This is a genomic window from Microbacterium sp. A20 (assembly GCF_004794515.1).
In the GTDB taxonomy this organism is placed as follows: Bacteria; Actinomycetota; Actinomycetes; order Actinomycetales; family Microbacteriaceae; genus Microbacterium.
In genome coordinates, this window is record NZ_SSDF01000074.1 from 101,946 (window position 1) to 128,563 (window position 26,618).

The following is a 26,618-nucleotide window of genomic DNA, read 5'->3' on the forward strand; positions in this document are numbered from 1 at the left end:
TGTCAGACCGCGTCCAGTGCGCGGTCGATCAGCCTGATCACGTTCTCGGTGCCGTTGCGCGTTCCGGCCGTCTCGGCGGCTGCAGCCATCCGGTCGAGCCTGTCCCTGTCTCCCAGCAGCGGCACGACGATCCGACGCACCGCATCGCCGTCGAAGGTCGCGTCGTCGAGGAGCTCGGCGGCACCTGCGGCCACCGCCGACGCTGCGTTCAGGCGCTGCTCGCCGTTGCCGACCGAGTAAGGCACGTAGAGCGCGGGGATGCCCAAGGCGCTGATCTCGCTGACCGTCGCCGATCCGGACCGCGACACGATCAGGTCCGCCAGCGCGAAGGCCAGGTCCATGCGGTCGACATAGCGACGCAGTGCGTACCCCTCCACGCCAGGATCGGCGAGATCGCTGCGCTCGCCCGTCACGTGCAGCAGCTGCCACCCGGCCGCGAGGATATCGCGCCAGGAATCCGCGAGAGCCTCGTTGAGGCGCTGGGCACCGAGCGATCCGCCGAACGCGAGCAGGACCGGACGATCGGCGTCGAGGCCGAAGTACTCCGCTGCCTCCGCACGCGTCGCCTCACGATCGAGCGCGATGACCTCCTGCCGCAGCGGCATCCCGACCGTCTCGCTGCCCCGGAGCGGCGTGCCCTCGAAGGCGACGCCCACGGCGGCGGCGCGACGAGCCCCGAGCACATTCGCGAGACCGGGCTTGGCATTGGCCTCGTGCACCACGAACGGCACACCCTCTCGCCGCGCAGCCACGTAGGCGGGTGCGGACGCGTAACCGCCGAATCCGACGACGACCTCGACGCGGTGGCGTCGGATATGCGCGCGCACCTGAGCGATCGCGCGGCGGAAGCGCACGGGGAAGGCCGCGGCCTGGCGGTTCGGACGACGCGGGAACGGGACCTTGTCGACGACGAGCAGTTCGTAGCCTCGAGCGGGCACCAGCCGGGACTCCAGTCCCTCGGCGGTCCCGAGCACGAGCACGGTGGCATCGGCGTCGCGTTCACGGAGCGCGTCGGCGACGGCGAGCAGGGGATTGACATGGCCGGCGGTGCCACCGCCGGCGAGGAGGTACGAGGTCACCTGGTGACCCTACCCCGCCCGGCTGATGGCTTCTCGACCGGCTTCTCGACGACGGGAATGGTGCGCGCGAAGGCGAGCAGCACCCCGCACGCGATCAGCACGGCGAGCAGCGCCGTACCCCCCTGAGACATGAACGGGAGCGGGACTCCCATCACCGGGAACACACCGATCACGACGCCGATGTTGAGCACGGCCTGACCGACGATCCACACGGTGATGCCACCGGCGGCGACGCGGATGAACGGATCCGGCGTCTTGCGGATCACGTGGAAGGCGCCGACGGTGAAGAACGTGAACAGGGCCAGGACCACGATGCAGCCGATCAGCCCGAGCTCCTCCCCGACGATCGCGAAGATGAAGTCGTTGCCGGCAGCGGGCAGCCAGCCGTACTTCTCCTGAGAGTTGCCGAGCCCGAGCCCGAAGATCCCACCCGATGCCATGCCCCAGATGCCGTGGATGGACTGGTAGCAGTCGCTCTCGTACAGCGCCATGTTGTCGCAGGTCGCCGTGATGCGCCGCATCCGGTCCTGGCTCGACAGCGCATACGCGAGGACGGCGACGATGCCGATCACCACCGGGATGATGAAGAGCCGGAGCTTGACGCCCGAGAAGAAGAGACAGCCGAGCAGGATGAGCACCAGCACCATCGCGGTGCCGAGGTCCTTGCCGGCGAGCACGGTGCCGATCGCGAGCGCGCCGACCGGGATCACGGGGATGAAGACGTGGTGCCAGGTGCCGAGCATCGCCTGCTTGCGCAGCAGCACCGCGGCGATCCAGAGCGCCAGCGCGAGCTTGAGGAACTCTGACGGCTGCAGCGTGAAGCCGGCGATGTCGATCCAGTTCCGGTTGCCGCCGTCTTCGATCCCGAGCGGCGTGAACACCAGGAGCTGAAGGGCGACGGCGCCGAAGAGGGCCGGCCACGCCATCTTCTTGAGGAATGCGACGGGCAGACGGCTGATCAGGAACATCAGCGGGACGCCGAGGAGCGCGAACACCCCTTGGCGGAGGACCCCGCCCATCGGATCGGCGCCGCTGGCGACTGCGGTCGCACTCGTCGCGGAGAGCACCATCACCAGGCCGAAGAGGGTCAGCAGCAGAGCGGTCGACGCGATGAGGAGGAACTCGGTCGACACCGGCGTGAACCGGCGGCCGAGCGACACCCGGGCGGCGAGTCCGCCGGACTCAGAGCGCGGAGGGCGGGACACCTGCGTCATCGGCGCTCCCCCGGTCTATCCAGTCACGCACCGCCTCGGCGAAACGGTGCCCTCGATCCGCATAGCTCGAGAACTGATCGAACGATGCCGCCGCCGGGGCCAGCAGGACTGTGCCCTCGCCGTCGACGATCCCCGACGCGATCTCCACGACACGGTTCATGACCTGTCCAGTCTCGCCAGCATCGACCTCGAACACCGGTACCGACGGCGCGTGTCGCCGGAATGCCGCGACGACGGAGGTCCTCTCGACCCCGATCACGACCGCAGCGCGAGCAGTCGCACCGACATCGGCGACGAGGTCGGCGATGTCGACGCCCTTCAAGTCTCCCCCGACGACCCACACCGCACCGGGGTAGGCACGCAGCGATGACGCGGCGGCATGCGGATTGGTGGCCTTGGAGTCGTCGACCCAGGTGATGCCCGCATGCCGCGCGATGACCTGGATGCGATGCGCATCGAGGCGGAACGACTGCAGGGCGGAGTGGATGGCCTCCGGTTCGACTCTCAGCGAACGCGCCAGGGCGCTGGCGGCAAGGATGTTCTGCACGATGTGCGGAGCCGCGAGTCCGACCTCGTCCAGTGCCGCGATGGTCGTGAGCTCGAGCGCGCTGCGCGCGCGGTCGTCGAGGAACGCCCGGTCGACGACGAGTCCCTCCACGATGCCGAGGTCGCTCGGACCTGGGATGCCCAGATCGAACCCGATCGCGCGGGCACCTTCGACGACCTCGGCTTCTTCGACCATGAGCCGGGTCGCATCATCTGCCTTGTTGTAGACGCAGGCGACGCGGGTGTTGCGGTAGACCACGGCCTTCGCATCCCGATACGCCTGAGCGCTGCCGTGCCACACGAGATGGTCGTCGGCGAGGTTGAGGCACACGGCCGCGTGCGGGAACAGCTCACCCTCTGGCCGCGACTGGCCGAGGTACCAGAGCTGGTGGCTGGAGAGCTCGACGACGAGCACGTCGAAGCCGGCAGGATCCCGCACCGCATCGAGGACGGGCACGCCGATGTTGCCGCAGGGCGCTGCCCGGAGACCGCCTTCGACCAGCAGCGACGCCGTGAGCTGGGTGGTGGTCGTCTTGCCGTTGGTCCCGGTGATGAGTACCCAATCGGCCGGCGTTCCGTCGGCGCGGACCACCTTGTCGCGGACACGCCAGGCCAGCTCGACATCGCCCCAGATCGCGATTCCCGACTCCTGCGCCCAGCGGATCACCGGGTGCGACGGCGAGAACCCGGGCGAGGCGATGACCACCTCGGGGGCGAAGTCCACCAGCGCGGCCGGCACCTCGGCGAGGGAGCCGAGTTCGAGGCCGGCACCGATCACCGGGAGCAGACGCGCATATTCCTCCTCCGCGGACTCGCTGAGCACGAGCACCTGCGCACCGAGCTCCGCGAGGGTGTCGGCAACCGAGAAGCCCGTCATCGACAGCCCGAGGACAGCGACGCGGAGATCGCGCCAATCGGCGTTCCAGCTGGTGAGGCTGCTGAGGCGATCAGTCGACACGGGTGAGCCATTCGACGTAGAAGAGGCCGACGGCGGAGACCGCGAGGAGCCCGGCGATGATCCACATGCGGACCACGATCGTGACCTCGGACCAGCCGCGCATCTCGAGGTGGTGATGGAAGGGGCTCATCAGGAACAGGCGCTTTCCTCGCGTGATCTTGAAGTATGCGCGCTGCAGGATGACAGAGCCGGAGGACAGGACGAAGACGCCGGCGATCACCAGCAGGAGGAGCTCTGTGCGGGTCAGGATCGCCATCGCGGTGATGACGCCGCCGATCGCCATCGAGCCGACATCGCCCATGAAGACCTTCGCCTTGGGCGCGTTCCACCACAGGAATCCGATGAGGCTGGCGGCGACCGATGCGGCGATGATGGCCAGATTGAACGGGTCGCGCACCTCATAGCATCCGCCGAGGGCATCGGGATCGCCGCCGATGCAGGGCTGCTTGAACTGCCAGAATGCGATCACGCTGTAAGCGCCGACGACGATGACGCCGGCTCCGGCCGCGAGTCCGTCGAGACCGTCGGTGAGGTTCACGCTGTTCGAGGTCGCGACGCCGATGATCGAGATCCACACGAGGTAGAGGATCCAGCCGAGCACGACGCCGAAGGCGAAGAGGTTGAGCCAGGTGATGTCACGAAACAGCGAGATCGCAGGGCTCGCCGGCATCTGCCCCCATCTGTTCGGGAAGTTCAGAGCGACGATGCCGAACGGGATGATGACCAGCAGCTGGCCGATCACCTTGCGCCACCCCGACAGCCCGAGACTGCGCTGGCTGCGCACCTTCATGTAGTCGTCGATGAATCCGACGGCGCCGAAACCGACCATCAGCCAGATCACCAGCAGCGCAGAGAGCGCCGGGACCCCTCCGCTGACCAAGACGCCGGTGAAATATCCGACGATGGATCCGACGATGAAGATGACGCCACCCATGGTGGGGGTGCCGCGCTTCGCCTCGTGACTCGGGTTGTGGACCGACTCGGGGGTGCGGATGACCTGCCCCCAGCCCCACTTCCGGAAGAGCCGGAGGAAGACGGGAGTCAGGAACAGGGTGAAGGCGAGCGAGATCGCCGCCGACATGATGAGTGACCTCACGAGAACAATTCTCCCAGACGATCGCCGAGATGCCGGAGGCCCACGGAATTGGATGACTTCACGAGGACTCGATCACCGTCGCGGAGCTCGGTGCGGAGATACTCGAAGGCGGCGTCCTGATCAGGCAGGTGGATGGCCTCACTGTCCCAGGAACCCTCGCCGACGGCGGCGAGGTAGAGCCGCCGCGCCTCGGGCCCGACCACGACGATGCGTTGGATGTTGAGCCGCACCGCGAGCAGACCGATCCGGTCGTGCTCCTCTCCCGCGCTCTCGCCGAGCTCGGTCATCGCGCCGAGAACGGCGACGGTGCGCTCATCGGGGCCGGTGATCTGCGCGAGAGTCCGCAAGGCCGCGGCCATCGAGTCGGGGCTGGCGTTGTACGCGTCGTTGATGATCCGCACCCGGTCGCTGCCCAGCGGCTGCATGCGCCACCGCTCGGCGATCTCCACCGTCTCGAGTCGCGCGACCGCATCTGCGGGCGTGACGCCGACGACGACGGCTGCGGCGATGGCCGCCAGTGCATTGGACACGTGATGCGCTCCGAGGACGCGCAGGCGCAGCGCCAGGCGGTCTCCGCCGACCTCGACGGTGCAGGACGTGCCGGAGGCGGAGACGGCGATGTCGTGCGCACGGACATCGGCACTGGGCCCCTGCCCGAAGCCGACGACCTGCAGACCACGCGTTTCGGCGAGCTCCCGCATCGCGGCGACCCTGTTGTCGTCGATGTTGAGGACGGCGGTACCGGGAACCCGAGCCGCTTCGACGAGCTCTGCCTTGGCCTTCGCGGTGGCTTCGATCCCGCCGAATCCTCCCGCATGAGCCATGCCGACCATGAGCACGACGACGACATCCGGCTCGACGAGACCGGCGAGGTGCGCGATGCTGCCGGGTGCCGCTGCCCCGAACTCGCTCACCAGGAACCTCGTGTTCTCCGTGACGCGGAGCATCGTGACCGGGGCCCCGACCTCGTTGTTGAACGACTTGACCGGCGCGACCGTCTCGCCCTCGTCCTCGAGGATGCGCGCCAGGAAGTTCTTCGTCGTGGTCTTTCCGTTGGATCCGGTGATGCCGATGATGCGGAGGGAGCCTCCGGCACGCACGCGCGCCACGACCTCTCTTGCCAGCTCCCCCAGCGCAGCGACGGCGTCGGCGACGACGATCTGGCTGACCGGCACTTCGACCGGGTGCTCCACGATGGCCAGCACGGCGCCGGCAGCGACCGCGGACCCCACGAATTGGTGTCCGTCGGTCTCCGCGCCGGGCTTGGCCACGAAGATCGAGCCGGGGACCATCGTCCGCGAGTCCGTGTCGACGAGGCCGTCGACGACGGTCTCGTCGGTGTCTTCTCCGGCCACGCGCAGATCACCGCCGATTGCGGCGGTGATCTCAGCGAGCGTCAGGGCGATCATTTCATCTCCATGCGCGGCTCTCGCCGACTATCCGAACTTGGGAAGGAGCTCGTCCATCGGGACAGAGGACGGCATCACGCGATACGTTTTCATCACCTGCGTCATCGCCTTCTGGAAGGCGGATGCGGTGGCCGCGGACGATACAACCTTAGTCGGCTCGTCGAGGGTGACCACGACGACGTACTGGGGATCGTCCACCGGCGCGAAGCCGACCATGCTGGTGTAGTACACGCCGTTCTTGTAGCCGCCGTTGACGGGGTCTGCGACCTGAGCGGTACCGGTCTTGCTCGTCACACGGTAGCCGGGGACCTGGATCCGCTCGGCGTTACCACCCTGAACGGCGACGTTCTCGAGCATGCGCGTGATCTCGGACGCGGTCTGCTTCTCGATGATCTGCTCGTGCTTCGGCTTGTCGGGCGAGGCGACGCTGCCGTCCGCCTTCGTGCACGACTCGACCAGCGAGAGGTCGATCTTCTCACCGCCGTTGGCGATCGCCTGGTACGCGCCGGCGAGCTGCGCGGCTGTGACCGTGTAGTACTGGCCGAACGTCGTCGTGTAGAGCGACTGGCTGTCCCATTCGCTGACCGGGTGCAGCGTGCCCCCGACCTCGGAGGGGAAGTCGATCGTCTTGTGCCCGACCCCGAACCGCTCCAGGTAGTCGTAGCGCACCTCGGGACTCACCATGGTGCCGAACTTCGACAGCGCGACGTTCGACGAGTCGATGAGCCCGCCGGCGAGGGTGTAGTTGTACGCCGGGTGGTTGAACGCGTCGTTGATGACCGCGCCGTTGGGGAATGTCTCCCGCGACGACGCCGTGACCGTGCTCAGGGGCGTGAGCCCGGCACCCTCGATGGCGGCGGCGGCGGTGATCGCCTTGAAGGTCGACCCCGGCTCGAAATCCCTGTGGAAGATCTGGCTGTATCGCGTCTCCGGCGTCGAGGAGTCGAGGTCGTTGGGGTCCAGGGACGGCCACTCGGCCGCCGCACGGATCTTCCCGGTCTTCACCTCGACGACGGTGACGGTGCCGCCCTTGGCACCCTGCTTCCGCGCCTCTTCGCCGACCATCTGCTGCAGATACCACTGCAGATCACTGTTGATGGTGAGCTGCACCGAACCGCCGTCGACGGCCTCCACCGTGCGCTCGCTGCCCGGGATCACCACGCCGTTCGCGCCTCGGCGGTACGACTCCTCGCCATCGATCGGCGCAAGGCACTCCTCGCCCAGCTGCTCGACACCGGCCTGGGCGGTCCCCGAGCCGTCGAGGAAGCCGAGGACGTTGCCGGCGACCGCGCCGTTCGGGTAGACGCGGGTCTCTCTCGCCTCCATGTGGAGGTAGGCGAGCTTCAGGTCGCGCAGCTCGATGTACTGCTCGGTGGTGAGGGATTTCTTCAGCGGCGCGTACTGACTCTGCGAATCCTTCGCGAGTGCGTCGGCGACGAGCGCGCGCACCTCGTCGCCCGTCTGCCCGGTGATGGCCGCGATCTTCTCGGACGCCTCCGCCCAGGGCACCTTCGGATCCTTCTCCTCGAACTGCGTGATGACGAGCGGGCTGAGTTGCGCGTCGTACACCATGACGCTCGATGCGAGGACGGTGCCACCGGCATCGACGACCGAGCCGCGCTGTCCGGAGATCGTGTCCCCCACGCCGATCTTGGTGAGCGACTGCGCGACGTGCTCGTCAGCGCTCACGACCTGGATGTCGACGAGGCGCACCACGAAGGCCGCCAGCACGGACAGGATGACGGCGAGGGCGACGACGGTGCGTCGCCGCGGTCCGCGGGTGGCTCGTGTCGTCATGGCTTTCTCCGTCGATCGTGTGTGTTCAGCGTGTCGTGGGGCTCGGGAGTCCGTCGGTGATCGCCGGCGGCAGGTCCTGAGTGGTCTGGCCCGTCGCTCCTGCATCGGTCGCCGTCTTCGTCGGCGTGGGCTTGACGATGAGCGAGTTGCTCACCGCACCCGCGCCTCCGGGGTTGACGGTGGAAGTCCAGTCCGCGCCCGCGCCGGTGCCGAACACCGTTCCATCGCTGAGGCGCAGGTACGACGGCGATCCCGCCACCACCATCCCGAGCCCCGCCGCGCTGTTGGCGAGCACCTGGGGTGAGCTCAGCCCGGTGAGCTCCTCCTGGAGCGCGTGGGTCTGCAGATTCAGTTCACGCTGCTGGGATGTGAGGCCGGCGAGCGTGAAGGAGTCCTGCGTGATCGCGAGCGACAGCGCGACCTGGACCGCGCCGATGGCCAGGGCACCGCCCAGGGCGACCAGTGCGTACGCGAGCTTGGGTTTGCGTCGGATGGCAGGCTGGGTGACCGGTTGAAGCCTCCGCTGCGGCTCACGTGCCGGGGCGACCGGCTGGACCGGTTTGCGGACGACGGCGTTCAGGCTCATGCGCTCTCCCGCAGCTTCTCGGCGGCGCGAAGACGCACCGGGATCGCACGCGGATTGCGCGCGCGTTCTTCGTCGGAGGCGAGTTCCGCCCCCTTGGTGAGGATGCGGAACTTCGGCGCATGCTCGGGAAGCTCGACAGGGAGCCCTGCCGGAGCCGTCGAAGCTGCGGCAGCGGCGAACGCCTGCTTGACCAGGCGGTCCTCGAGCGACTGGTACGACATCACCACGATGCGTCCGCCGACACCGAGCGCGTCCATCGCGGACGGGATCGCGTCGGCGAGCACGTTGAGCTCCGTGTTCACCTCGATGCGCAGGGCCTGGAACACGCGCTTGGCCGGATGCCCGGCGCGCTGAGCAGCAGCCGGAGTCGCGGCGATCAGGATCTCGACCAGCTGGCCGGAGCGGGTGATCGGCTGCTTCTGCCGGGCGTCGATGATGAAGCGCGCGTAACGACCGGCGAGCTTCTCCTCGCCGTACCGCTCGAAGATGCGCCGCAGATTGCCCTCGCTGTACGTGGCGATCACGTCGGCCGCCGTGACGCCCTTGGTCTGATCCATCCGCATGTCGAGCGGTGCATCCTTCGAATACGCGAACCCGCGCTCGGCCTCATCCAGCTGCAGCGAGGAGACCCCGAGATCGAAGAGGATGCCCGCCGCGCCCTGGGCGTGCAGGCCGATCTCGTCGTACACCGTGTGCACGAGCGTGACGCGGTCCTTGAAGCGGGCGAGCCGCTCCCCCGCGATGCGCAGGGCGTCGGTGTCGCGGTCGAGCCCGACGAGACGAATGTTCGGGAAGCGCTCGAGCAGCGCCTCCGAGTGGCCGCCCATGCCGAGCGTGGCATCGACGAGCACCGCTCCGTCCGCCTGGAGGGCAGGAGCGAGCAGCTCGACGCAGCGGTCGAGCAGTACGGGGGTGTGAATGTCTCGGAGGTTCATGATCTTTCTCGGGGTGACCTTCGGCTCTGATCCCCCTCCGCTTCTCGACCCGGCACCGGGGAAGTGTGTCGGGGCGGGAGCGGCGGGGCATCACAGCCGTGGTCAGAAGAGTCCCGGAATCACCTCCTGCTCGAGGTCGGAGTAGGTCTCCTCGCCGGCGGCGAGGTAGGCGTTCCAGCTCTCGGCATCCCAGATCTCGGCGTGGGCGCCGACTCCGGTGACGATGAGCTCCTTCTGCAGTCCTGCGTACTGACGCAGATGCGCGGGGATGGTGATGCGGTTCTGGCTGTCGGGCATCTCCGCGCTCGCACCGGAGAGGAACAGTCGCATGAAGTCACGCGCCTGCTTGTTGGCGAGCGGGGCCTGGCGGATCCGCTCGTGCATCGTCTCGAATTCGGCCGTGCTGAACACGTAGAGGCAACGCTCCTGGCCACGCGTGACGACGATGCCGCCGCCGAGGTCCTCGCGGAATTTCGCAGGAAGGATGACCCGTCCTTTGTCGTCCAGCTTCGGTGAGTGCGTACCCAGCAACATCGGCCATCACCCCCTCTCCGTCCGGCCAACTCGAGGTGCGCCCCACTTTACTCCACTTTCCTCCACTTACCTACGACCAATCCGCAGAATCAGGGGCGAGGACAATTCGGGCGCGCCAGAGAACCGCGGAATTCCGCGGTGGAGGAAGGTGGAGCGCCAGTGGAGGATCAGCGAGGGGTCGCGTTAACGACAGAAGCCCGGATGCTCAGCATCCGGGCTTCTGTCGTGAAAGATCTGGGGGGTCAGTGACCGTCCTGGCGCCGATCCCAGCGGTCGTTCATCCGATCCATGAACGAGGCGGAATCCTGACGCTTCGAGGCGGTGCGTTCACGAGGCTCTGCGGGAGTCGATCGGCGCACGGGCATGACGGCGATCATGACGCCGGCGAGCATCGCCGCGAATCCGATCACACCGACCACGATGCCCCACACTCCGCCGAGGATGACACCGGCCACGAGGCCGCCGACTCCGGCGAGCAGAAGGAGAGCACCGTAGACCAGATTTCGGTAGCTCAGTGCACGGTCGCCGGACGGCGCGCTGACGACGTCGGCATCGTTGTGAAGGAGATGGCGTTCCATCTCGTCGAGCAGACGCTGCTCCTGTTCGGAGAGTGGCATTTCGTCCCCCTCGGGTATCGTGCGTTCCATTCTACGCGCGCCCGGGCTTCCGGGGCTAGCAGTTCGATGTCCCCATGCTTTACGTATGCTGGGAGTCGTGCCGTCTTCCTCCCCCGTCCCCGGTGCGGTCGCCGCGCGCCTCGACCGATTCCTCACCCGGATGCGCGAGGAATCCTCGGAGTACGGACCGGATGCCGCCTCTTTCCTTGATGCCGCTGCCGGCACGCTCGAAGGAGGGAAGCGCCTTCGCGCCCGGTTCTGCCATGCCGGATGGCGCGCCGTCGCCCGCTTCGACGACCGCGATGCGAACGAGACCGACGCCCTGTGGGACGTCTGCACCGCACTCGAGATCTTCCAGTCGGCCGCCCTCGTGCACGACGACTTGATCGACAACTCGGATACACGCCGCGGGCGGCCTGCCGCCCATCGCGCGCTCGAGGCGGCGCATCGGTCCGCCGGCTGGTCGGGAGACGGCGAGGCCTTCGGGCGCGCCTCGGCGATCCTCCTCGGAGACCTCCTCGTCGCGTGGAGCGATGACCTGCTCGAGTCCGCGCTGGACGCGCAGCTCCACGCTCGGGCAGTGCGCTCCGAGTACGCGCGGATGCGACGGGATGTGACCACCGGCCAGTTCCTCGATATCGCCGAGGAGTCGGCCTGGAGCGTCAATGACGGTCGACTCCATGCCGAGAGGGCGTTGCGCGTCGCGTCGCTCAAATCCGCCCGTTACAGCATCGAGCAGCCGCTGGTCCTGGGCGCCGCCCTCGCCGGCGCCCACGCGGATCAGACGGCGGCGCTGCGTCGCTTCGGCCACCCGGTCGGCATGGCGTTCCAGCTCCGCGACGACGTGCTCGGCGTCTTCGGCGATGCCTCCGTCACGGGGAAACCCGCCGGGGATGATCTCCGTGAAGGCAAGCGCACCGTTCTCGTCGCACTCACCCGGCAGACTCTGGACGCATCGGCGAGGAACCTCCTGGACGAGATGCTCGGCGACCCGGACCTGACGGCGCAGCAGGTGTCGTTCCTGCAGGCCACCATCGCCGACTCCGGTGCACTGGACAAGGTGGAGGCGATGATCGCCGAATACGCTCGCGAAGCAGACCGGGCCCTATCCGGCGCACGGCTCGACAACGCCGCGGTCGGCGATCTGCGCGAGCTCGCGCGAGCCGCCACCGTGCGCTCAGCCTGACGTCGGCTCGCCTCAGGCGAGGGTGCGCGCGAGTCGCCGGACCGCGCTCTTGTGGCCGGCCAGCAGCGCATCGATCGGCGATCGGCCGAGGGTCTCCTCCTCCGCGAGGAGCCAGTCGATGAGCTCATCGTCGGTGAAGCCGGCATCCTGGAGCACGATGATCGTTCCCCGCAGCGAGCTGAGCGGATGCCCATCGACGATGAACACCGCAGGAACCGCGAAGACGCCGCTGCGACGCGATCCGACCAGATAGTGGTCGTCGATCAGGCGGCGGACACGACCGAGGGGCTCGTCGAGCACCTCGACGAGCTCGGGCATCGTCAGCCACGCGACGTCAGCGGCGGCAGGGGTTCCAGCAACGTTCTCAGACACGTTGCCAACTATCTCATCTCTGCACGGGCGTCGCATGTCACCCCTCCAGTCACATCTGTCACTTGCGTCACTTCTGTTGACTTCCGTTTACATCCGTGTCAGCGTGAAGTGCTCGAAAAGGGGGCCCGCCTTGAGAACCAAGACCGCCACGCGTCGAACGCGAAACCTGCAACTCGGAGTGCCTGCCGCCGTTCTCGGCGCTCTCGCCGCCACTCTCTCCGCGGCGCCGGCCGATGCCGCAGCGGCCACCGATCTCACCCCGGTCGAACGTCAGCGCAGCACACCCGTACGGGTGGTGCCCGCCCAGGCGGTGCCGGCGAGCTATGTCGTGCGCCCGGGCGACACGGTCTCATCCATCGCGTCGAGATTCGGGCTCCGCACCGTCGATGTGCTGACCTGGAACCATCTCTCCTGGCGCTCGGTGATCTACCCGGGTCAGACCCTCACGCTGCGGACGGCCGCTGCGGCGCCCGCGGCCACCCCTGCCGCTGCTCCCGCGCCGACCGCCGCCGCACACAAGGTGGTCGCGGGTGACACCGTGTACGCCATCGCACAGAAGTACGGAACCACCGTCGACGCGGTTCTGGCCGCGAACGGGCTCACACGCGCATCGGTGATCTACCCCGGCCAGAGCCTGGTGGTCGCCGGATCCGCTGCGCCCGCCGCCGCGCCGGCCGCCGCGCCCGCTCCCGCTCCTGCGACTGCAGCCGCCGCGGCCCACACCGTCGTCGCTGGCGACACCGTCTTCAGCATCGCCCAGAAGTACGGCACCACGACGCAGGCGGTCTTCGCCCTGAACGGACTGGGGCCGACCTCGATCATCTACCCCGGTCAGAAGCTCGCCGTCCGTGCGGCTCCGACTCCCGCACCGGCGACAGCCGCAGCAACCACGGGCGGACAGCGGTCGGCGACCCTCGACGGCGAGCAGGCAGCGAACGCGGCCCTCATCATCCGCGTCGGCCGCGAACTCGGGGTCTCCGATCGGGCGATCGCCATCGCGCTCGCGACCGGCATGGTGGAATCAGGACTCCGCAATCTCGACTGGGGCGACCGCGATTCCCTCGGCATCTTCCAGCAGCGTCCGAGCACCGGGTGGGGAACGCCGGCGCAGATCATGGACGCCGACCGCAGCACCCGCGTCTTCTACGGCGGTCGGACCGACCCCAACGGACATGTCACGCGCGGCCTGCTCGACGTCGCCGGATGGGAGAGCATGCCTTTCACCTCCGCCGCGCAGGCCGTGCAGATCTCGGCCTATCCGGACAAGTACGGCCAGTGGGAGACGCAGGCCTACAGCTGGCTCGCCCTCCACGGCTGACCACTTCCATAAAATCCGCAGGGTCGAGAGGTGAGCCGCTCCCCTGTCTTTCAGGCAGTTCTCAATAGAATTCTGACGTGACGACCAATCAGCAGGCCGACCCCCTCATCGGGCGGCTTGTCGACGGTCGGTACCGCGTGCGCGCCCGGATCGCGCGCGGAGGGATGGCCACGGTCTACGTCGCCACTGACCTCCGCCTCGAACGGCGGATCGCGCTCAAGGTCATGCACGCGCATCTCAGCGACGACTCGGCTTTCCAGAGCCGCTTCATCCAGGAGGCCCGAGCCGCCGCCCGCCTGGCGGATCCGCACGTCGTCAACGTGTTCGATCAGGGGCAGGACGGCGAACTCGCCTACCTCGTGATGGAGTATCTGCCCGGCATCACACTGCGCGAGCTCCTGCGCGAGCAGAAGCGCCTCACCATCCCGCAGACGATCACGATCATGGACGCGATCCTCGCCGGTCTCTCGGCAGCACACCGCGCCGGCATCGTGCATCGCGACGTCAAGCCGGAGAACGTGCTCCTCGCGGAGGACGGCCGCATCAAGATCGGCGACTTCGGTCTCGCCAGAGCGACCACGGCGAACACGGCGACCGGGCAGCAGTTGCTCGGGACCATCGCCTACCTCGCCCCGGAGCTCGTGACCCGCGGGACCGCCGACGCCCGCAGCGACATCTACGCCCTCGGGATCATGCTCTACGAGATGCTCGTCGGCGAGCAGCCGTACAAGGGCGAGCAGCCCATGCAGATCGCGTTCCAGCACGCCACCGAGTCGGTGCCGCGTCCGAGCGTGCGAAACCCCGCCGTGCCGGAACAGCTCGACGAACTCGTGCTCTGGGCCACCGAGAAGTCTCCCGACGAGCGCCCGGACGACGCCCAGCAGATGCTCGAACGTCTGCGCGAGATCGAGCGCGAACTCGGCGTCACCCCGACAGCGGCGAGAGCGACCGCTCCGCAGCACAGCCATGGCGACTCCGGCGACCTCACCAAGGTGATGCCGGGGACGATGGTCATCGCAGACCCGACCGCTCCTGTCCCCGCCGAGATCGACAACGCGACGCTCCTTCGACGACGAGCATCGAAACGGCGAGCCCGCGGGGCGTTCCTGCTGACACTGGTGCTGCTGCTGGCGGTGCTCGCCGGCGGCGTGGGCTGGTGGTTCGGGTCCGGGCCCGGCTCGCTCATCGCCGTGCCGGGTGTCGCGGGAAAGACCTACGACGAGGCCGCAGCGCTCCTGGTCGACGCGGGGTTCGTTCCGACGCAGAAGGACGCGTCGTCCGTCGAGGTCGAGGCCGGGGCGGTGATCGAGACCGATCCCGAAGAAGGCGCACGCCTCGACAAGGGGACCACCGTCACGGTCGTCGTGTCATCCGGTCCCGCGGCGCACGACATCGATGCGGTCGCCGGGGTGGCAGTGGACGACGTCCGCGCGGCGCTGCAAGCCGCCAACCTCGAACTCACGGAGGACGAGGAGTACTTCGGCGACCTCGACGACGGCAAGGTCATCAACGTCCGCATCACGCCGCGCGACGGCGGAGACGCGTTCGGCTGCGCCGAGGGCTGCACGGTCCACGAGACCGACACCGCGACGATCCAGGTGTCCCGAGGCCCTGTTCCCGATGTCAGCGACCTGAGCGTCGCCCAGGCGACCGACGCTCTCACGGGCAAGGGGCTGAAGGTCAATCCGGAGAGCCTCTACCAGACCAGCGACAACATCGGGAAGGACCGGGTCATCGGGATCGCCGACCGGCCGTCGGAAGGCGCCTGGCGCCCGGGCGAGACCGTGCAGCTCATCATCTCCCAGGGTCCCCCGCTGTTCGACGTGCCGGATGTGTCCGGAATGACCCGCGACGAGGCGACGGGTGCGCTGAACGAGGCAGGCTTCAAGTGGTCCTACACGAGCGGCACGGGGCTCCCGGACTCGGTGTGGGATCTCTTCGCCAACGAGAACACGAAGGTCGAGTCGTACAGTCCGACCGATGCCCAGCGCAAAGGGACGACCATCACGCTCACGATGAGCTTCTCCGGCTGAGGCCGGATAGACGAAGAGGGGACCGGAAGACGATTCCGGCCCCCTCTTCGTATCGAGCGTCAGCGCTTCTCGAGCTCCTCGGCCACGAGGAACGCCAGCTCCAGCGACTGCATGTGGTTCAGGCGGGGGTCGCACAGGCTCTCGTAGCGCGTCGCGAGGGCTGCCTCGTCGATCTGCTCGGATCCGCCGAGGCACTCCGTGACGTCGTCACCGGTGAGCTCGACGTGGATGCCGCCGGGGAAGGTTCCCACAGCGCGGTGCGCCTCGAAGAACCCGCGCACCTCGTCGACCACGTCGTCGAAGCGACGCGTCTTGTAGCCGGTCGGCGTGGTGATGCCGTTGCCGTGCATCGGGTCGGTGACCCACAGCGGCTGCGCACCGGAGTCGCGGACGGCCTCGAGCAGCGGCGGCAGAGCGTCGCGGATCTTGCCCGCGCCCATCCGCGTGATGAAGGTGAGTCGACCCGGCTCGCGCTCGGGGTCGAGCTTGTCGATCAGCGCCAGAGCGGTCTCGGGCGACGTGGTCGGACCGAGCTTCACGCCGATCGGGTTGCGGATCTTGGAGAAGTAGTCGACGTGCGCGCCATCGAGCTCACGCGTGCGCTCGCCGATCCAGAGGAAGTGCGCGGAGGTGTTGTACGGGGTGTCCGTGCGGGAGTCGATGCGCGTCATCGGGCGCTCGTAGTCCATCAGAAGGCCCTCGTGCCCGGTGAAGAACTCCACCCGCTTGAGCTCGTCGAAGTCGGCGCCTGCCGCCTCCATGAACTTGATCGCGCGGTCGATCTCGGCGGCCATGCGCTCGTAGCGCTGGTTGGCCGGGTTCTGCGCGAAGCCCTTGTTCCACGAGTGCACCTCACGAAGGTCGGCGAAACCGCCCTGAGTGAACGCGCGGATCAGGTTCAGCGTGGACGCGGCCGTGTGGTACCCCTGCAGCAGGCGACCAGGGTCCGCCGTGCGAGAGCCCTCGGTGAAGTCGTAGCCGTTCACGATGTCACCGCGGTAGGCCGGCAACGTTACGTCTCCTCGGGTCTCCGAGTCGCTCGAGCGCGGCTTCGCGAACTGGCCGGCCATGCGACCCATCTTCACGATCGGCATCGAGGCGCCGTACGTCAGCACCACGGCCATCTGCAGCACCGTCTTGATGCGGTTGCGGATCTGCTCGGCGGTCGCCCCGGCGAAGGTCTCGGCGCAGTCTCCGCCTTGCAGCAGGAAGGCCTGGCCGGAGGCCGCACGAGCGAGACGGTCGCGGAGGTTGTCGACCTCACCCGCGAACACCAGCGGCGGGAGACCCGCGATCTGACGGGAGACGTCGGCGACGCGGTCCGCGTCAGGCCACTGCGGCTGCTGCTTGATGGGAAGCGAGCGCCATGCATCAAGGGCTTCGATGTGGTGCGGGAGCATGCGTTCCAGCCTAGTGGTCGCGCGTACCGCCCAGACGCGCGCGGGGGGCTATGTGACGCGGGTCGGGAGGCGGTCCTTGACCGTCGACGCGTAGACGTCTTCGTAGGTCTGTTCGCCGAGCCGCTGCAGGGCCACCATGATCTCGTCGGTGACGGATCGGAGGATGTAGCGGTCGTTCTCCATACCGGCGTACCGGGAGAAGTCGAGGGGCTCCCCGATCACGATGCCGACGCGGACGATGCGCGGCAGGCGCCTGCCGATCGGCATCGCCGTATCGGTGTCGACCATGATCACCGGTACGACCGGAACCTTCGCCTCCAGCGCCATCCGTGCGATCCCCGTGCGGCCGCGGTACAGCTTGCCGTCGGGACTGCGCGTGCCCTCGGGGTAGATGCCGAGCAGGTCGCCGCCGCCGAGGACCTGCAGCCCCGTGTTGAGGGACGCCTCGGAGGCCTTGCCACCGGAACGGTCGATCGGGATCTGACCGGTGGCCTTCATGAAGAACTTCGTCGCCCACCCTTTGAGGCCGCGCCCGGTGAAGTAGTCGCTCTTCGCCAGGAAGGACATCGGACGGTCGATCACCAGCGGCAGGAAGATGGAATCGGCAAAGGAGAGGTGGTTGCTCGCGAGGATCGCCGCACCGTTCGCGGGCACGTTGTTCCGCCCCACGATCCAGGGGCGGAAGACACCCTTGACCACGGGGCCGATAACGACGTACTTCATCAGCCAGTAGAACATCGAGGTGAAGTCTAGCGCCGCCGCGAGCCGCACCCCGGAGTTCTCGCGTTCTCGACCTTGGAAGCGACTGAGTCTCACCTCGGGCGCGACCGGATTCCATGCCCTACACTCGAAGGACACCCGTGCCCGACCGGTACCGAAGGAGCTGCCGTGGTCCAGTTTGAAGTCCCCGCGATCGTCCCCGCCGATCCCGACGCGAACGTCGCCGACCTGCTGGTGAAGCGTGTCGAAGCCACTCCGGATCGTGCGCTCTTCTCCGTGCCCGACGGTGACGGGTGGCGCGACATCTCGGCCGCCGACTTCCAGACCGCCGTGGTCGCACTGGCGAAGGGTTTCGCCGCGGCCGGCATCCAGCCCGGCGAGAAGATCGGCTTCCTCGCGCGCACGACGTACGAGTGGACGCTCGTGGACTTCGCGCTCTTCTATGCCGGCGCGGTGATGGTGCCGATCTACGAGACCAGCTCGCCGTCGCAGATCCAGTGGATCCTCGAGGACTCCGGGGCGATCGCTCTGATCGTGGAATCCCCGGAGCACTTCGCCCGCGTCGATGAGGTCCGCGGAGACCTGCCGCTGATCCGCGAGGTCTGGCAGCTGCACCTCGGGGCCATCGACACCCTGACCGCTCAGGGCGCGTCGGTGAGCGACGCAGAGATCGAACGACGCCGCACCCTCGCCGTCGGTTCCGACATCGCGACACTCATCTACACCTCCGGCTCCACCGGTCGGCCGAAGGGGTGCGTCCTCACGCACAGCAACTTCGTCGAGCTGTCCCGCAACTCCGCCAAAGCGCTCGACGCCGTCGTGCAGACGCCGGGCGCCTCGACGCTCCTCTTCATCACCACGGCGCACGTGTTCGCTCGGTTCATCTCGATCCTCGACATCCACGCCGGCGTCCGCACCGGGCATCAGCCCGACACGCGTCAGCTCCTGCCGGCTCTCGGGTCGTTCAAGCCGACCTTCCTCCTCGCCGTGCCCCGCGTGTTCGAGAAGGTCTACAACTCGGCCGAGCAGAAGGCCGAGGCCGGAGGCAAGGGCAAGATCTTCCGCGCCGCCGCCGACGTCGCCATCGAGCACTCGAAGCTGCTCGAGGCGGGCAAGAAGATCCCCTTCGGGATGAAGCTCAAGTTCGCCCTCTTCAACAAGCTCGTCTACAGCAAGCTCCGCGAGGCGATGGGCGGCAACGTGGTGTACGCCGTCTCGGGCTCCGCTCCCCTGGGCTCCCGCCTCGGACACTTCTTCCACAGCCTCGGCGTGGTCATCCTCGAGGGATACGGTCTCACCGAGACGACCGCACCGGCGACGGTGAATCTGGCGGACAAGTCGAAGATCGGGACCGTCGGACCTGCTCTCCCCGGCGTCGGCGTCCGTCTCGCCGACGACGGCGAGATCGAGGTCCGCGGCATCAACGTGTTCAAGGAGTACTGGAACAACCCCGAGGCGACAGCCGAGGCCTTCAGCGAGGGCGGCTGGTTCCACACCGGCGACATCGGCAGCTTCGACTCCGAGGGCTTCCTGACGATCACCGGTCGGAAGAAGGAGATCATCGTCACGGCCGGCGGCAAGAACGTCGCTCCCGCAGCGCTCGAGGACCCGATCCGCGCCAACCCGATCATCGGACAGGTCGTCGTCGTGGGCGACCAGCGTCCCTTCATCTCGGCGCTCGTCACCCTCGACCCCGAGATGCTCCCGACCTGGCTCGCGAACAACGGCCTCGACGCCAAGATGTCGCTCGCGGATGCGTCGAAGAACACCGCTGTCCGCTCCGAGGTGCAGCGCGCGGTGGACATCGCGAACGCCCATGTCTCGCGCGCCGAGTCGATCCGGAAGTTCACGATCCTCGACTCGGAGTGGACGGAGGCATCCGGTCACCTGACGCCGAAGCTCTCGATCAAGCGCAACATCATCATGAACGACTTCGCCGACGAGATCGCCGCGATCTACGACGAGCCCGTGGCGACGACCAACGTGGCGATCGGCGGCTGACGCTCGCCCCCAACCACCCCTTCATGTACGAACCGGCCCCCTGTGCGCGTGCGCAGGGGGCCGGTTCGTTTGCAAGAGGGTGGTTCGGCGGTCAGAACCAGGCGCTCTCGCGCACCTCGCGCATGGCGACCTTGCGTGTCTCCGGATCGAGGCGCGTCAGGAAGAGCTTGCCGTCGAGGTGATCGGTCTCGTGCTGCAACGCCTGGGCGAGCAGACCCTCCCCCTCGAGCACCACCGGTTCGCCGTCGAGGTCGATGCCCTCGACCCGCGCCCACGGGTAGCGCTGGGCGTCGTGCCAGAGGCCAGGCACCGAGAGGCATCCCTCCCCCGTCGGCTGCGGCTCGCCGCGCACCTCGGTGAGGACGGGGTTGAGCACGTATCCGATATCGCCGTCGATGTTGTAGCTGAAGGCACGGAGCGCGACACCGATCTGCGGCGCGGCGACGCCGGCACGCCCGGGGAGCTCGACGGTGTCGACGAGGTCGGCCACGAGGGCCCGCACACCGTCGTCGATCTCCTCGATGGGTGCGCAGACGCTGCGCAGAACCGGGTCGCCGAAGATACGGATCTCACGCACCGACATCAGGCGGCCTTCGCCCGTAGGCCCTCGACCAGCAGTGCCGCCAACTCTCGGGCGGCGATCCGGGTCTCCGGGAGCAGGTTCGCGAACACGATCGTCCCTCCGCCGGCGATCTGCGGGTCATAGGGAACGCGGACGACGCTTCGCGCGCGGGTGGCGAAATGCGCCTGCAGTTCATTCAGTCGCACCAGCGGGGTTCCCGGTGTCGACTGGTTGAGGACCACGATCGCATCGCGCGCCTGCTCCGCGTAGCCGTTGGTCTCGAGCCAGGTGAGGGTCTCGGAGGCCAGCCGCGCCTCGTCGACGCTGAGTCCCGAGACGATGACGATCTGATCGGCGAGATCGAGGGTGGCCGACATCACCGAGTGGACGATGCCGGTCCCGGTGTCCGTCAGGACCAGGGAGTAGTAGTGCGCGGCGACGTCGGCGACATCGCGATAGTCGCTGTCGCTGAAGGCTTCGGCGATGCGCGGGTCGGAGTCGGAGGCGAGCACGTCGAGTCGTGTCGCATCCCTCGCGACGATGGCCGAGATGTCGTGATATCCCTTGACGTCGTCGTGGATCCGGACCAGATCGCGCACGGACTTGCTGTGGTGCGGGCGCACGATGCGCTCCGCCAGCGTGCCCCGATCGGGGTTGGCGTCGACGGCGATCACCCGATCCTCACGGGCGTCGGCCAGGGCCATGCCGAGCAGGGCGGTGATCGTCGTCTTGCCGACGCCGCCCTTGCGCGAAAGCACGGGGACGAACCGCGCGCCGCCGGCGAGCGGAGCGGCGATCCTCGCCGACAACGCCTTGCGCTCACGTGCACGACGGCCGTCGCCGATGTTGATGCGCCGCCCCGAGACGGCGTAGAGGAAGTGGCTCCACGCTCCCTCCGGCTCGGGCTTCGAGACCCGGTGGGGGTCGAGCAGCCGGTCTGCGGTCAGGAGGTCGGCCGATTCCCTCGAGGAGTCGCCCAGATCATCCAGGCGCTTGGATGTGAGCGTGACGTCGACTCGCGGCGCGGAGCGCACGGGCTGAGACGCGACGGACTTCTGGTCATCGGGAGTGGACACGGATCTGTTCTCCTTCTGGACGGACGCTCGCGCGGGCGTCGGTGCAGCGACCTTCGGTGCAGCGGGCGCCGATGCAGCAGGCGCCGATGCGATGTCGGCCTTCGCTCTGGCGAGGAAGCGCTCGGCGGTAGCCGCCTCTTCGGACCGATCGCCGACGTCGTCCGGCGTATCGACCTGCGCGGTGGCGTCGGGCTCTTCGATGATCACGGCATCGATGATGTTCTCCGACCGCGGATGGACGAGCGGAGGGGAAGACACCGGGGCGTCGTCGATCGCGGTGGCATGGACGCCCGACGGCTCGACGACCTCGACTTCGGGCTCCTCAACCTCGGGCTCGGGCTCCTCGACCACCGGCGCCGAGCGCACGAGATCTTCGGTCGCGGCCTTCTTCGGGGCCGGGATCGCGCCCGCTGCCTTCTCCTTCTTCGGCTTCTTCGCAGCGGTCGCGCGCTCCATCGGAGCAGCGGTCTTGTGCGGGGAGGACTCCCCCGGTGCCAACGGCTTGACGGTGGGTGCAGGGTGTGCCTCGGACTGTGCGGCGACGGGTGGGTCGATCACGAGATCGCCGACGATCTCGCCCTCGACGACCCCGTCGTCGGTGAGGTCGTCGTCCTCGTCCTTGGGCAACGTCACGCTGACCTGCGCGGTCCCGCCGAGGATGCCGATGCCGGCCGTGTCGAGCGACGCGGCCTCATCCAGCATCCCCAGCGGGTTCTCCTCGGGGTCAGCAGTGTTCTTCGGTGTCACGATCTCGCTCCCAGCCTGCGCGGGCCTCGGGATGCACACACAGTGCGCAGGCCTCGCCCGCACAAGATTAGTGCGCGGGGCGGATCACGACCAAAAGATCTCCCGCGTCCACCTGCTGCGTCTCGGCGATCGCATGGCGTTCGATGATGCCGTCGACGGGTGCGGTGATGGCCGCTTCCATCTTCATCGCCTCGATCGACGCGACGGGCTCGCCGGCTCGAACGGTCGCTCCGACCTCGGCCTTCAGGGTGACGACGCCCGAGAACGGAGCCGCGACCTGCCCGGGGACAGAGGTGTCCGCCTTCTCCACCTCGTGCGCATCGACGGCGATCGCGCGATCTCGCACGAACACGGGGCGAAGCTGGCCGTTGAGCGTCGTCATGACGGTCCGCATGCCCTTGTCGTCCGCCTCACCGATGGCTTCGATGCCGACGTAGAGCTGCACTCCGCGATCGATCTCGATCATGTGCTCCTGCCCGGCGACCAACCCGTAGAGGTAGTCGCTGGTGTCGAGCACCGAGAGATCGCCGAACAGCTCACGACGCTCCGCGAATTCCGCGCTCGGTCCGGGGAACAGCAGGGTGTTCAATCGTGTCCGTCGCTCGGCGCTGGTGCCGGCGAGTGCCGCCTCGTCCTCCGACGTGATCTCCGTGAGGCCGAGTCGCACCGAGCGTCCGGCGAGAACTTTGGTACGGAAGGGCTCCGGCCACCCGCCGGGAAGATCACCGAGCTCACCCGCCATGAAGCCGACGACCGAATCCGGCACGTCGTACTTCTCCGGGTTCGCCTCGAAATCGGCAGGATCCGCCTTCACGGCGGCGAGGTGGAGCGCCAGGTCGCCGACCACCTTCGACGAAGGGGTCACCTTCGGCACGCGGCCAAGGATCCGGTCGGCGGCCGCGTACATGTCCTCGATGAGCTCGAAGTCGTCCGCCAGGCCCAGCGCCTTCGCCTGCTGACGCAGGTTCGAGAGCTGACCGCCGGGGATCTCGTGGTGGTAGACGCGTCCGGTCGGCCCCGGAAGCCCCGACTCGAACGGCGCGTACGTCCGACGGACCGCTTCCCAGTAGGGCTCGAGATCGGACACTCCATCGAGCGGGATTCCGCTGTCCCGCTCGGTGTGCGCGAGAGCGGCGACGAGCGAAGACAGGGACGGCTGGCTCGTGGTTCCGGACAGAGGTGCCGACGCCGCGTCCACCGCATCGACGCCCACGGCGCTGGCTGCGAGGAGCGTGGCCAGCTGACCGCCCGGGGTGTCGTGCGTGTGCAGGTGCACCGGGAGGTCGAACCGCTCCCGCAGCGCCGCGACGAGCTTCGCGGCGGCCGCCGGGCGCAGCAGACCCGCCATGTCCTTGATCGCGATGATGTGCGCGCCCGCCTCGACGATCTGGTCGGCGAGCTTCAGGTAGTAGTCGAGCGTGTAGAGGTCTTCGGCGGGGTCGAGCAGATCGCCGGTGTAGCACAGTGCCACCTCGGCGACGGCCGTGCCGGTCTTGCGGACGGCTTCGATCGCCGGCCGCATCTGCTCGACGTCGTTGAGCGCGTCGAAGATGCGGAAGATGTCGACGCCACTGGCGGCCGCCTCCGCGACGAACGCCTCGGTGACCGCTGTCGGGTACGGCGTGTAGCCGACCGTGTTGCGGCCGCGCAGGAGCATCTGGATCGCCACGTTCGGCAGAGCGGCACGCAGCTTGTCGAGACGTTCCCACGGGTCCTCGCCGAGGAACCGCAGGGCGACGTCGTAGGTCGCACCACCCCAGGCCTCGACGGACAGCAGGCCGGGGGTCAGCCGCGCCAGGTAGGGAGCAGCGGCGACGAGGTCCTTCGTGCGGACCCGGGTCGCCAGGAGGGACTGGTGCGCATCGCGGAAAGTGGTGTCGGTGATCGCCAGGGCGGTCTGCTCGCGGAGGCTCCGGGCGAAGCCCTCCGGCCCGAGTTCGAGGAGCCGCTGACGAGAGCCTGCCGGCGGCTCCGCGGTCAGATCGACCGTCGGCAGCTTCGACGAGGGGTCGATCACACCCGGGTGGGCGCCGTGCGGCTTGTTGACGGTGACGTCGACCAGCCAGTTCAAGTACTTCGTCCCGCGGTCCTTCGAGACCCGACCGCGCAGAAGCTCGGGACGCTCATCGATGAACGAGGTGCTCACATCGCCCGCGATGAACGCGTCATCCTCCAGCAGAGCCTGCAGGAAGGGGATGTTGGTGGAGACACCGCGGATGCGGAACTCCGCCAGCGCACGACGTGCTCGGGCGACGGCTGCGGGGAAGTCGCGACCACGGCAGGTCAGCTTCGCCAGCATGGAGTCGAAGTGCGGGCTGATCTGCGCGCCCTGGTGGACGGTTCCGCCGTCGAGACGGATGCCTGCACCGCCGGGCGAACGGTAGGTCGTGATCTTCCCGGTGTCGGGGCGGAAGCCCTGCGTCGGGTCCTCGGTCGTGATCCGGCACTGCAGCGCCGCGCCCCGCAGATGCAGGTTCTCCTGCTGCAGGCCGAGGTCCGCGAGGGTCTGACCGGACGCGATGCGCATCTGGCTCTGCACGAGGTCGACGTCGGTGACCTCCTCGGTGACCGTGTGCTCCACCTGGATGCGCGGGTTCATCTCGATGAAGACGACCTCGCCCGTGCGCTCCCCCGCCGTCTCGAGCAGGAACTCCACCGTGCCGGCGTTCTCGTAGCCGATGGACCGTGCGAACGCGACCGCATATCCGTGCAGCGCGGTGCGGACGCTGTCGTCGAGGTTCGGCGCCGGAGCGATCTCCACGACCTTCTGGTGACGCCGCTGCACCGAGCAGTCGCGCTCGAACAGGTGCACGGTCTCGCCGGTCTTGTCCGCGAGGATCTGCACCTCGATGTGCCGGGGGCGCACGACCGCCTGCTCGAGGAACATCCGGGCATCGCCGAAGGCGCTGGCCGCCTCGCGCATGGCCTCGGCCAGCGCGGGGGCGAGATCGCCGAAGGATTCGACCCGGCGCATGCCGCGTCCGCCACCACCCGCGACCGCCTTGGCGAACAGCGGGAATCCGATGTCCTCGGCCTGGGCGACGAGAGCATCGACGTCATCGGAGGCCTCGGTGGAGCGGAGGACGGGTACACCGGCTTCGATCGCGTGACGCTTGGCCTCGACCTTGTTCCCCGCCATCTCCAACACGTTGGAGGGAGGTCCGATGAAGACGATGCCGTTGGCTGCGGCCTTCTCGGCCAGCTCAGGGTTCTCCGAGAGGAACCCGTACCCGGGGTAGATCGCATCCGCACCCGACTCGAGAGCGACACGGATGATCTCGTCGACGTTCAGGTACGCGCGGACGGGATGTCCGCGTTCACCGATCTCGTAGGCCTCATCGGCCTTGAGCCGGTGCACCGAGCCGCGGTCCTCATGCGGGAAGACCGCGACGGTGCGCGCCCCCACTTCGACTGCCGCACGGAATGCGCGGATCGCGATCTCGCCGCGATTCGCCACAAGGATCTTCTGGAACATGCACACCTCTGAAAGCTCGATGCGCAGCGTTTTCGATGCGCATGGGGCGGGGCTGAGTGTTCCCTCAGCCTAGGGGAAGGTAACGTGGTGTCCGTGCACGTACTCAGCGTCAGCTCTCTCAAGGGAGGCGTCGGCAAGACGACCGTGACACTCGGGCTGGCCTCAGCGGCTTTCGCTCGAGGAGTCCGGACTCTCGTCGTCGACCTCGATCCGCAGTCCGACGTCTCCACCGGGATGGACATCCAGGTGGCCGGACGACTCAACATCGCCGACGTCCTGGCGAATCCGAAGGAGAAGGTGGTCCGTCAGGCGATCACCTCCAGCGGCTGGGCGAAGGTCCACCCCGGCACCATCGACGTGCTGATCGGAAGCCCCTCCGCTATCAACTTCGACGGACCGCACCCGAGCGTGCGCGACGTCTGGAAGCTCGAGGAAGCGCTCGCCTCCGTCGAGGCCGACTACGACCTCGTGCTCGTCGACTGCGCGCCGTCGCTGAACGCCCTCACCCGCACGGCCTGGGCCGCGAGTGATCGCGTCATGGTCGTCACAGAACCCGGGCTCTTCTCGGTCGCCGCAGCCGACCGTGCGCTTCGCGCGATCGAGGAGATCCGTCGCGGCCTCTCTCCCCGGCTGCAGCCGCTCGGCATCGTCGTGAACCGCGTGCGCCCGCAGTCCATCGAGCACCAGTTCCGCATCAAAGAGCTGCGCGACATGTTCGGCCCCCTCGTGCTCTCCCCGCAGCTCCCGGAGCGCACCTCCCTGCAGCAGGCGCAAGGTGCCGCCAAGCCGCTGCACATCTGGCCCGGTGATTCCGCACAGGAGCTCGCCGCCGACTTCGATTCGCTGCTCGATCGCATCATCCGCACCGGACGGATCGCCGTTCCCGAGAGCGGTCCGCAGAGCTGACACCCGCCACGCGCACAGCGAAACGGCCATCCTCATCGAGGACGGCCGTTT

At 68.1% G+C, this 26,618-nt stretch carries 21 protein-coding genes; 5 read left to right on the forward strand and 16 right to left on the reverse strand.

Annotation, left to right across the window (positions count from 1 at the left end; all coding sequences use genetic code 11):
• Positions 1 to 2: 2 nt before the first annotated feature.
• From DW298_RS09450 to DW298_RS09495, 10 genes are all read right to left on the reverse strand, one after another.
• Positions 3 to 1,079 carry a UDP-N-acetylglucosamine--N-acetylmuramyl-(pentapeptide) pyrophosphoryl-undecaprenol N-acetylglucosamine transferase gene (locus DW298_RS09450; RefSeq protein WP_136042176.1) on the reverse strand — a complete coding sequence of 359 codons (1,077 nt, stop codon included), beginning with the start codon at positions 1,077 to 1,079 and terminating at the stop codon, positions 3 to 5.
• Positions 1,076 to 2,293 carry a putative lipid II flippase FtsW gene (gene ftsW, locus DW298_RS09455; protein WP_136042177.1) on the reverse strand — a complete coding sequence of 406 codons (1,218 nt, stop codon included), beginning with the start codon at positions 2,291 to 2,293 and terminating at the stop codon, positions 1,076 to 1,078. The genes DW298_RS09450 and ftsW overlap by 4 nt, the downstream gene beginning before the upstream one ends.
• A complete protein-coding gene (murD, locus tag DW298_RS09460; RefSeq protein WP_136042178.1) occupies positions 2,262 to 3,797 on the reverse strand; it encodes a UDP-N-acetylmuramoyl-L-alanine--D-glutamate ligase in 1,536 nt (511 codons plus the stop codon). Before murD ends, ftsW begins: the two co-directional genes overlap by 32 nt.
• The gene (mraY, locus tag DW298_RS09465; RefSeq protein ID WP_136042179.1) at positions 3,787 to 4,893 is read right to left on the reverse strand and encodes a phospho-N-acetylmuramoyl-pentapeptide-transferase; all 1,107 of its coding nucleotides are present in this window, start codon (positions 4,891 to 4,893) and stop codon (positions 3,787 to 3,789) included. Before mraY ends, murD begins: the two co-directional genes overlap by 11 nt.
• The gene (gene murF, locus DW298_RS09470; RefSeq protein WP_136042180.1) at positions 4,890 to 6,302 is read right to left on the reverse strand and encodes a UDP-N-acetylmuramoyl-tripeptide--D-alanyl-D-alanine ligase; all 1,413 of its coding nucleotides are present in this window, start codon (positions 6,300 to 6,302) and stop codon (positions 4,890 to 4,892) included. The genes mraY and murF overlap by 4 nt, the downstream gene beginning before the upstream one ends.
• Before the next feature lie 27 nt (positions 6,303 to 6,329).
• Positions 6,330 to 8,099: a penicillin-binding protein 2 gene (locus DW298_RS09475; protein WP_136042181.1), complete on the reverse strand. Its 1,770-nt coding sequence runs from the start codon at positions 8,097 to 8,099 to the stop codon at positions 6,330 to 6,332.
• 25 nt (positions 8,100 to 8,124) lie between these two features.
• A complete protein-coding gene (locus tag DW298_RS09480; protein ID WP_136042182.1) occupies positions 8,125 to 8,685 on the reverse strand; it encodes a hypothetical protein in 561 nt (186 codons plus the stop codon).
• Complete coding sequence (gene rsmH, locus DW298_RS09485) at positions 8,682 to 9,620, reverse strand: 16S rRNA (cytosine(1402)-N(4))-methyltransferase RsmH (protein WP_136042183.1); 939 nt, start codon at positions 9,618 to 9,620, stop codon at positions 8,682 to 8,684. The genes DW298_RS09480 and rsmH overlap by 4 nt, the downstream gene beginning before the upstream one ends.
• Positions 9,621 to 9,722: 102 nt before the next feature.
• Entirely contained in the window at positions 9,723 to 10,154 is a 432-nt protein-coding gene (gene mraZ / locus DW298_RS09490) for a division/cell wall cluster transcriptional repressor MraZ (protein WP_056418591.1), read from the reverse strand.
• A gap of 242 nt (positions 10,155 to 10,396) precedes the next feature.
• Complete coding sequence (locus DW298_RS09495; RefSeq protein WP_136042184.1) at positions 10,397 to 10,771, reverse strand: DUF3040 domain-containing protein; 375 nt, start codon at positions 10,769 to 10,771, stop codon at positions 10,397 to 10,399.
• A 97-nt stretch (positions 10,772 to 10,868) separates the two neighbouring features.
• Between DW298_RS09495 and DW298_RS09500 the strand changes: the two genes are divergently transcribed.
• Positions 10,869 to 11,957 (forward strand): polyprenyl synthetase family protein, encoded by a 1,089-nt coding sequence (locus tag DW298_RS09500; protein WP_240745086.1) that lies wholly within the window; start codon positions 10,869 to 10,871, stop codon positions 11,955 to 11,957.
• A 12-nt stretch (positions 11,958 to 11,969) separates the two neighbouring features.
• Here the strand turns inward: DW298_RS09500 and DW298_RS09505 are convergent, their stop codons facing one another.
• A complete protein-coding gene (locus DW298_RS09505; RefSeq protein ID WP_342589085.1) occupies positions 11,970 to 12,329 on the reverse strand; it encodes an Rv2175c family DNA-binding protein in 360 nt (119 codons plus the stop codon).
• Between the two features lie 130 nt (positions 12,330 to 12,459).
• Here DW298_RS09505 and DW298_RS09510 point away from each other — a divergent pair, with 130 nt between their 5' ends.
• Positions 12,460 to 13,647 carry a LysM peptidoglycan-binding domain-containing protein gene (locus tag DW298_RS09510; protein ID WP_240745087.1) on the forward strand — a complete coding sequence of 396 codons (1,188 nt, stop codon included), beginning with the start codon at positions 12,460 to 12,462 and terminating at the stop codon, positions 13,645 to 13,647.
• A gap of 77 nt (positions 13,648 to 13,724) precedes the next feature.
• On the forward strand, positions 13,725 to 15,680 hold the full coding sequence (gene pknB / locus DW298_RS09515) for a Stk1 family PASTA domain-containing Ser/Thr kinase (RefSeq protein WP_136042187.1): 1,956 nt from the start codon (positions 13,725 to 13,727) through the stop codon (positions 15,678 to 15,680).
• 59 nt (positions 15,681 to 15,739) lie between these two features.
• Here pknB and DW298_RS09520 read toward each other — a convergent pair whose 3' ends face one another.
• The gene (locus DW298_RS09520) at positions 15,740 to 17,080 is read right to left on the reverse strand and encodes a 3-deoxy-7-phosphoheptulonate synthase class II (RefSeq protein WP_136042188.1); all 1,341 of its coding nucleotides are present in this window, start codon (positions 17,078 to 17,080) and stop codon (positions 15,740 to 15,742) included.
• Between the two features lie 48 nt (positions 17,081 to 17,128).
• Entirely contained in the window at positions 17,129 to 17,818 is a 690-nt protein-coding gene (locus tag DW298_RS09525) for a lysophospholipid acyltransferase family protein (protein WP_136042189.1), read from the reverse strand.
• 150 nt (positions 17,819 to 17,968) lie between these two features.
• Between DW298_RS09525 and DW298_RS09530 the strand changes: the two genes are divergently transcribed.
• Entirely contained in the window at positions 17,969 to 19,801 is a 1,833-nt protein-coding gene (locus DW298_RS09530) for an AMP-dependent synthetase/ligase (protein ID WP_136042190.1), read from the forward strand.
• Between the two features lie 91 nt (positions 19,802 to 19,892).
• Here the strand turns inward: DW298_RS09530 and def are convergent, their stop codons facing one another.
• The 3 genes from def to DW298_RS09545 all read right to left on the reverse strand — a co-directional run bounded on the left by def (position 19,893) and on the right by DW298_RS09545 (position 25,661).
• The gene (gene def / locus DW298_RS09535) at positions 19,893 to 20,384 is read right to left on the reverse strand and encodes a peptide deformylase (RefSeq protein WP_136042191.1); all 492 of its coding nucleotides are present in this window, start codon (positions 20,382 to 20,384) and stop codon (positions 19,893 to 19,895) included.
• The gene (locus tag DW298_RS09540) at positions 20,384 to 22,186 is read right to left on the reverse strand and encodes a MinD/ParA family protein (protein WP_136042192.1); all 1,803 of its coding nucleotides are present in this window, start codon (positions 22,184 to 22,186) and stop codon (positions 20,384 to 20,386) included. Before DW298_RS09540 ends, def begins: the two co-directional genes overlap by 1 nt.
• A 67-nt stretch (positions 22,187 to 22,253) precedes the next feature.
• A complete protein-coding gene (locus tag DW298_RS09545) occupies positions 22,254 to 25,661 on the reverse strand; it encodes a pyruvate carboxylase (protein WP_136042193.1) in 3,408 nt (1,135 codons plus the stop codon).
• Positions 25,662 to 25,754: 93 nt separating this feature from the next.
• Between DW298_RS09545 and DW298_RS09550 the strand changes: the two genes are divergently transcribed.
• Positions 25,755 to 26,567: a ParA family protein gene (locus DW298_RS09550; RefSeq protein ID WP_029261541.1), complete on the forward strand. Its 813-nt coding sequence runs from the start codon at positions 25,755 to 25,757 to the stop codon at positions 26,565 to 26,567.
• Positions 26,568 to 26,618: the final 51 nt, after the last annotated feature.

What these genes read in the sequence shown, in the direction of transcription:
- ftsW (WP_136042177.1), bottom strand. Translation starts at nt 2,293, where the DNA reads ATGACGCAGGTGTCCCGCCCTCCGCGCTCTGAGTCCGGCGGACTCGCC.
- murF (WP_136042180.1), bottom strand. Translation starts at nt 6,302, where the DNA reads ATGATCGCCCTGACGCTCGCTGAGATCACCGCCGCAATCGGCGGTGAT.
- DW298_RS09475 (WP_136042181.1), bottom strand. Translation starts at nt 8,099, where the DNA reads ATGACGACACGAGCCACCCGCGGACCGCGGCGACGCACCGTCGTCGCC.
- DW298_RS09480 (WP_136042182.1), bottom strand. Translation starts at nt 8,685, where the DNA reads ATGAGCCTGAACGCCGTCGTCCGCAAACCGGTCCAGCCGGTCGCCCCG.
- rsmH (WP_136042183.1), bottom strand. Translation starts at nt 9,620, where the DNA reads ATGAACCTCCGAGACATTCACACCCCCGTACTGCTCGACCGCTGCGTC.
- mraZ (WP_056418591.1), bottom strand. Translation starts at nt 10,154, where the DNA reads ATGTTGCTGGGTACGCACTCACCGAAGCTGGACGACAAAGGACGGGTC.
- DW298_RS09495 (WP_136042184.1), bottom strand. Translation starts at nt 10,771, where the DNA reads ATGCCACTCTCCGAACAGGAGCAGCGTCTGCTCGACGAGATGGAACGC.
- DW298_RS09520 (WP_136042188.1), bottom strand. Translation starts at nt 17,080, where the DNA reads ATGCTCCCGCACCACATCGAAGCCCTTGATGCATGGCGCTCGCTTCCC.
- DW298_RS09525 (WP_136042189.1), bottom strand. Translation starts at nt 17,818, where the DNA reads ATGTTCTACTGGCTGATGAAGTACGTCGTTATCGGCCCCGTGGTCAAG.
- def (WP_136042191.1), bottom strand. Translation starts at nt 20,384, where the DNA reads ATGTCGGTGCGTGAGATCCGTATCTTCGGCGACCCGGTTCTGCGCAGC.
- DW298_RS09545 (WP_136042193.1), bottom strand. Translation starts at nt 25,661, where the DNA reads ATGTTCCAGAAGATCCTTGTGGCGAATCGCGGCGAGATCGCGATCCGC.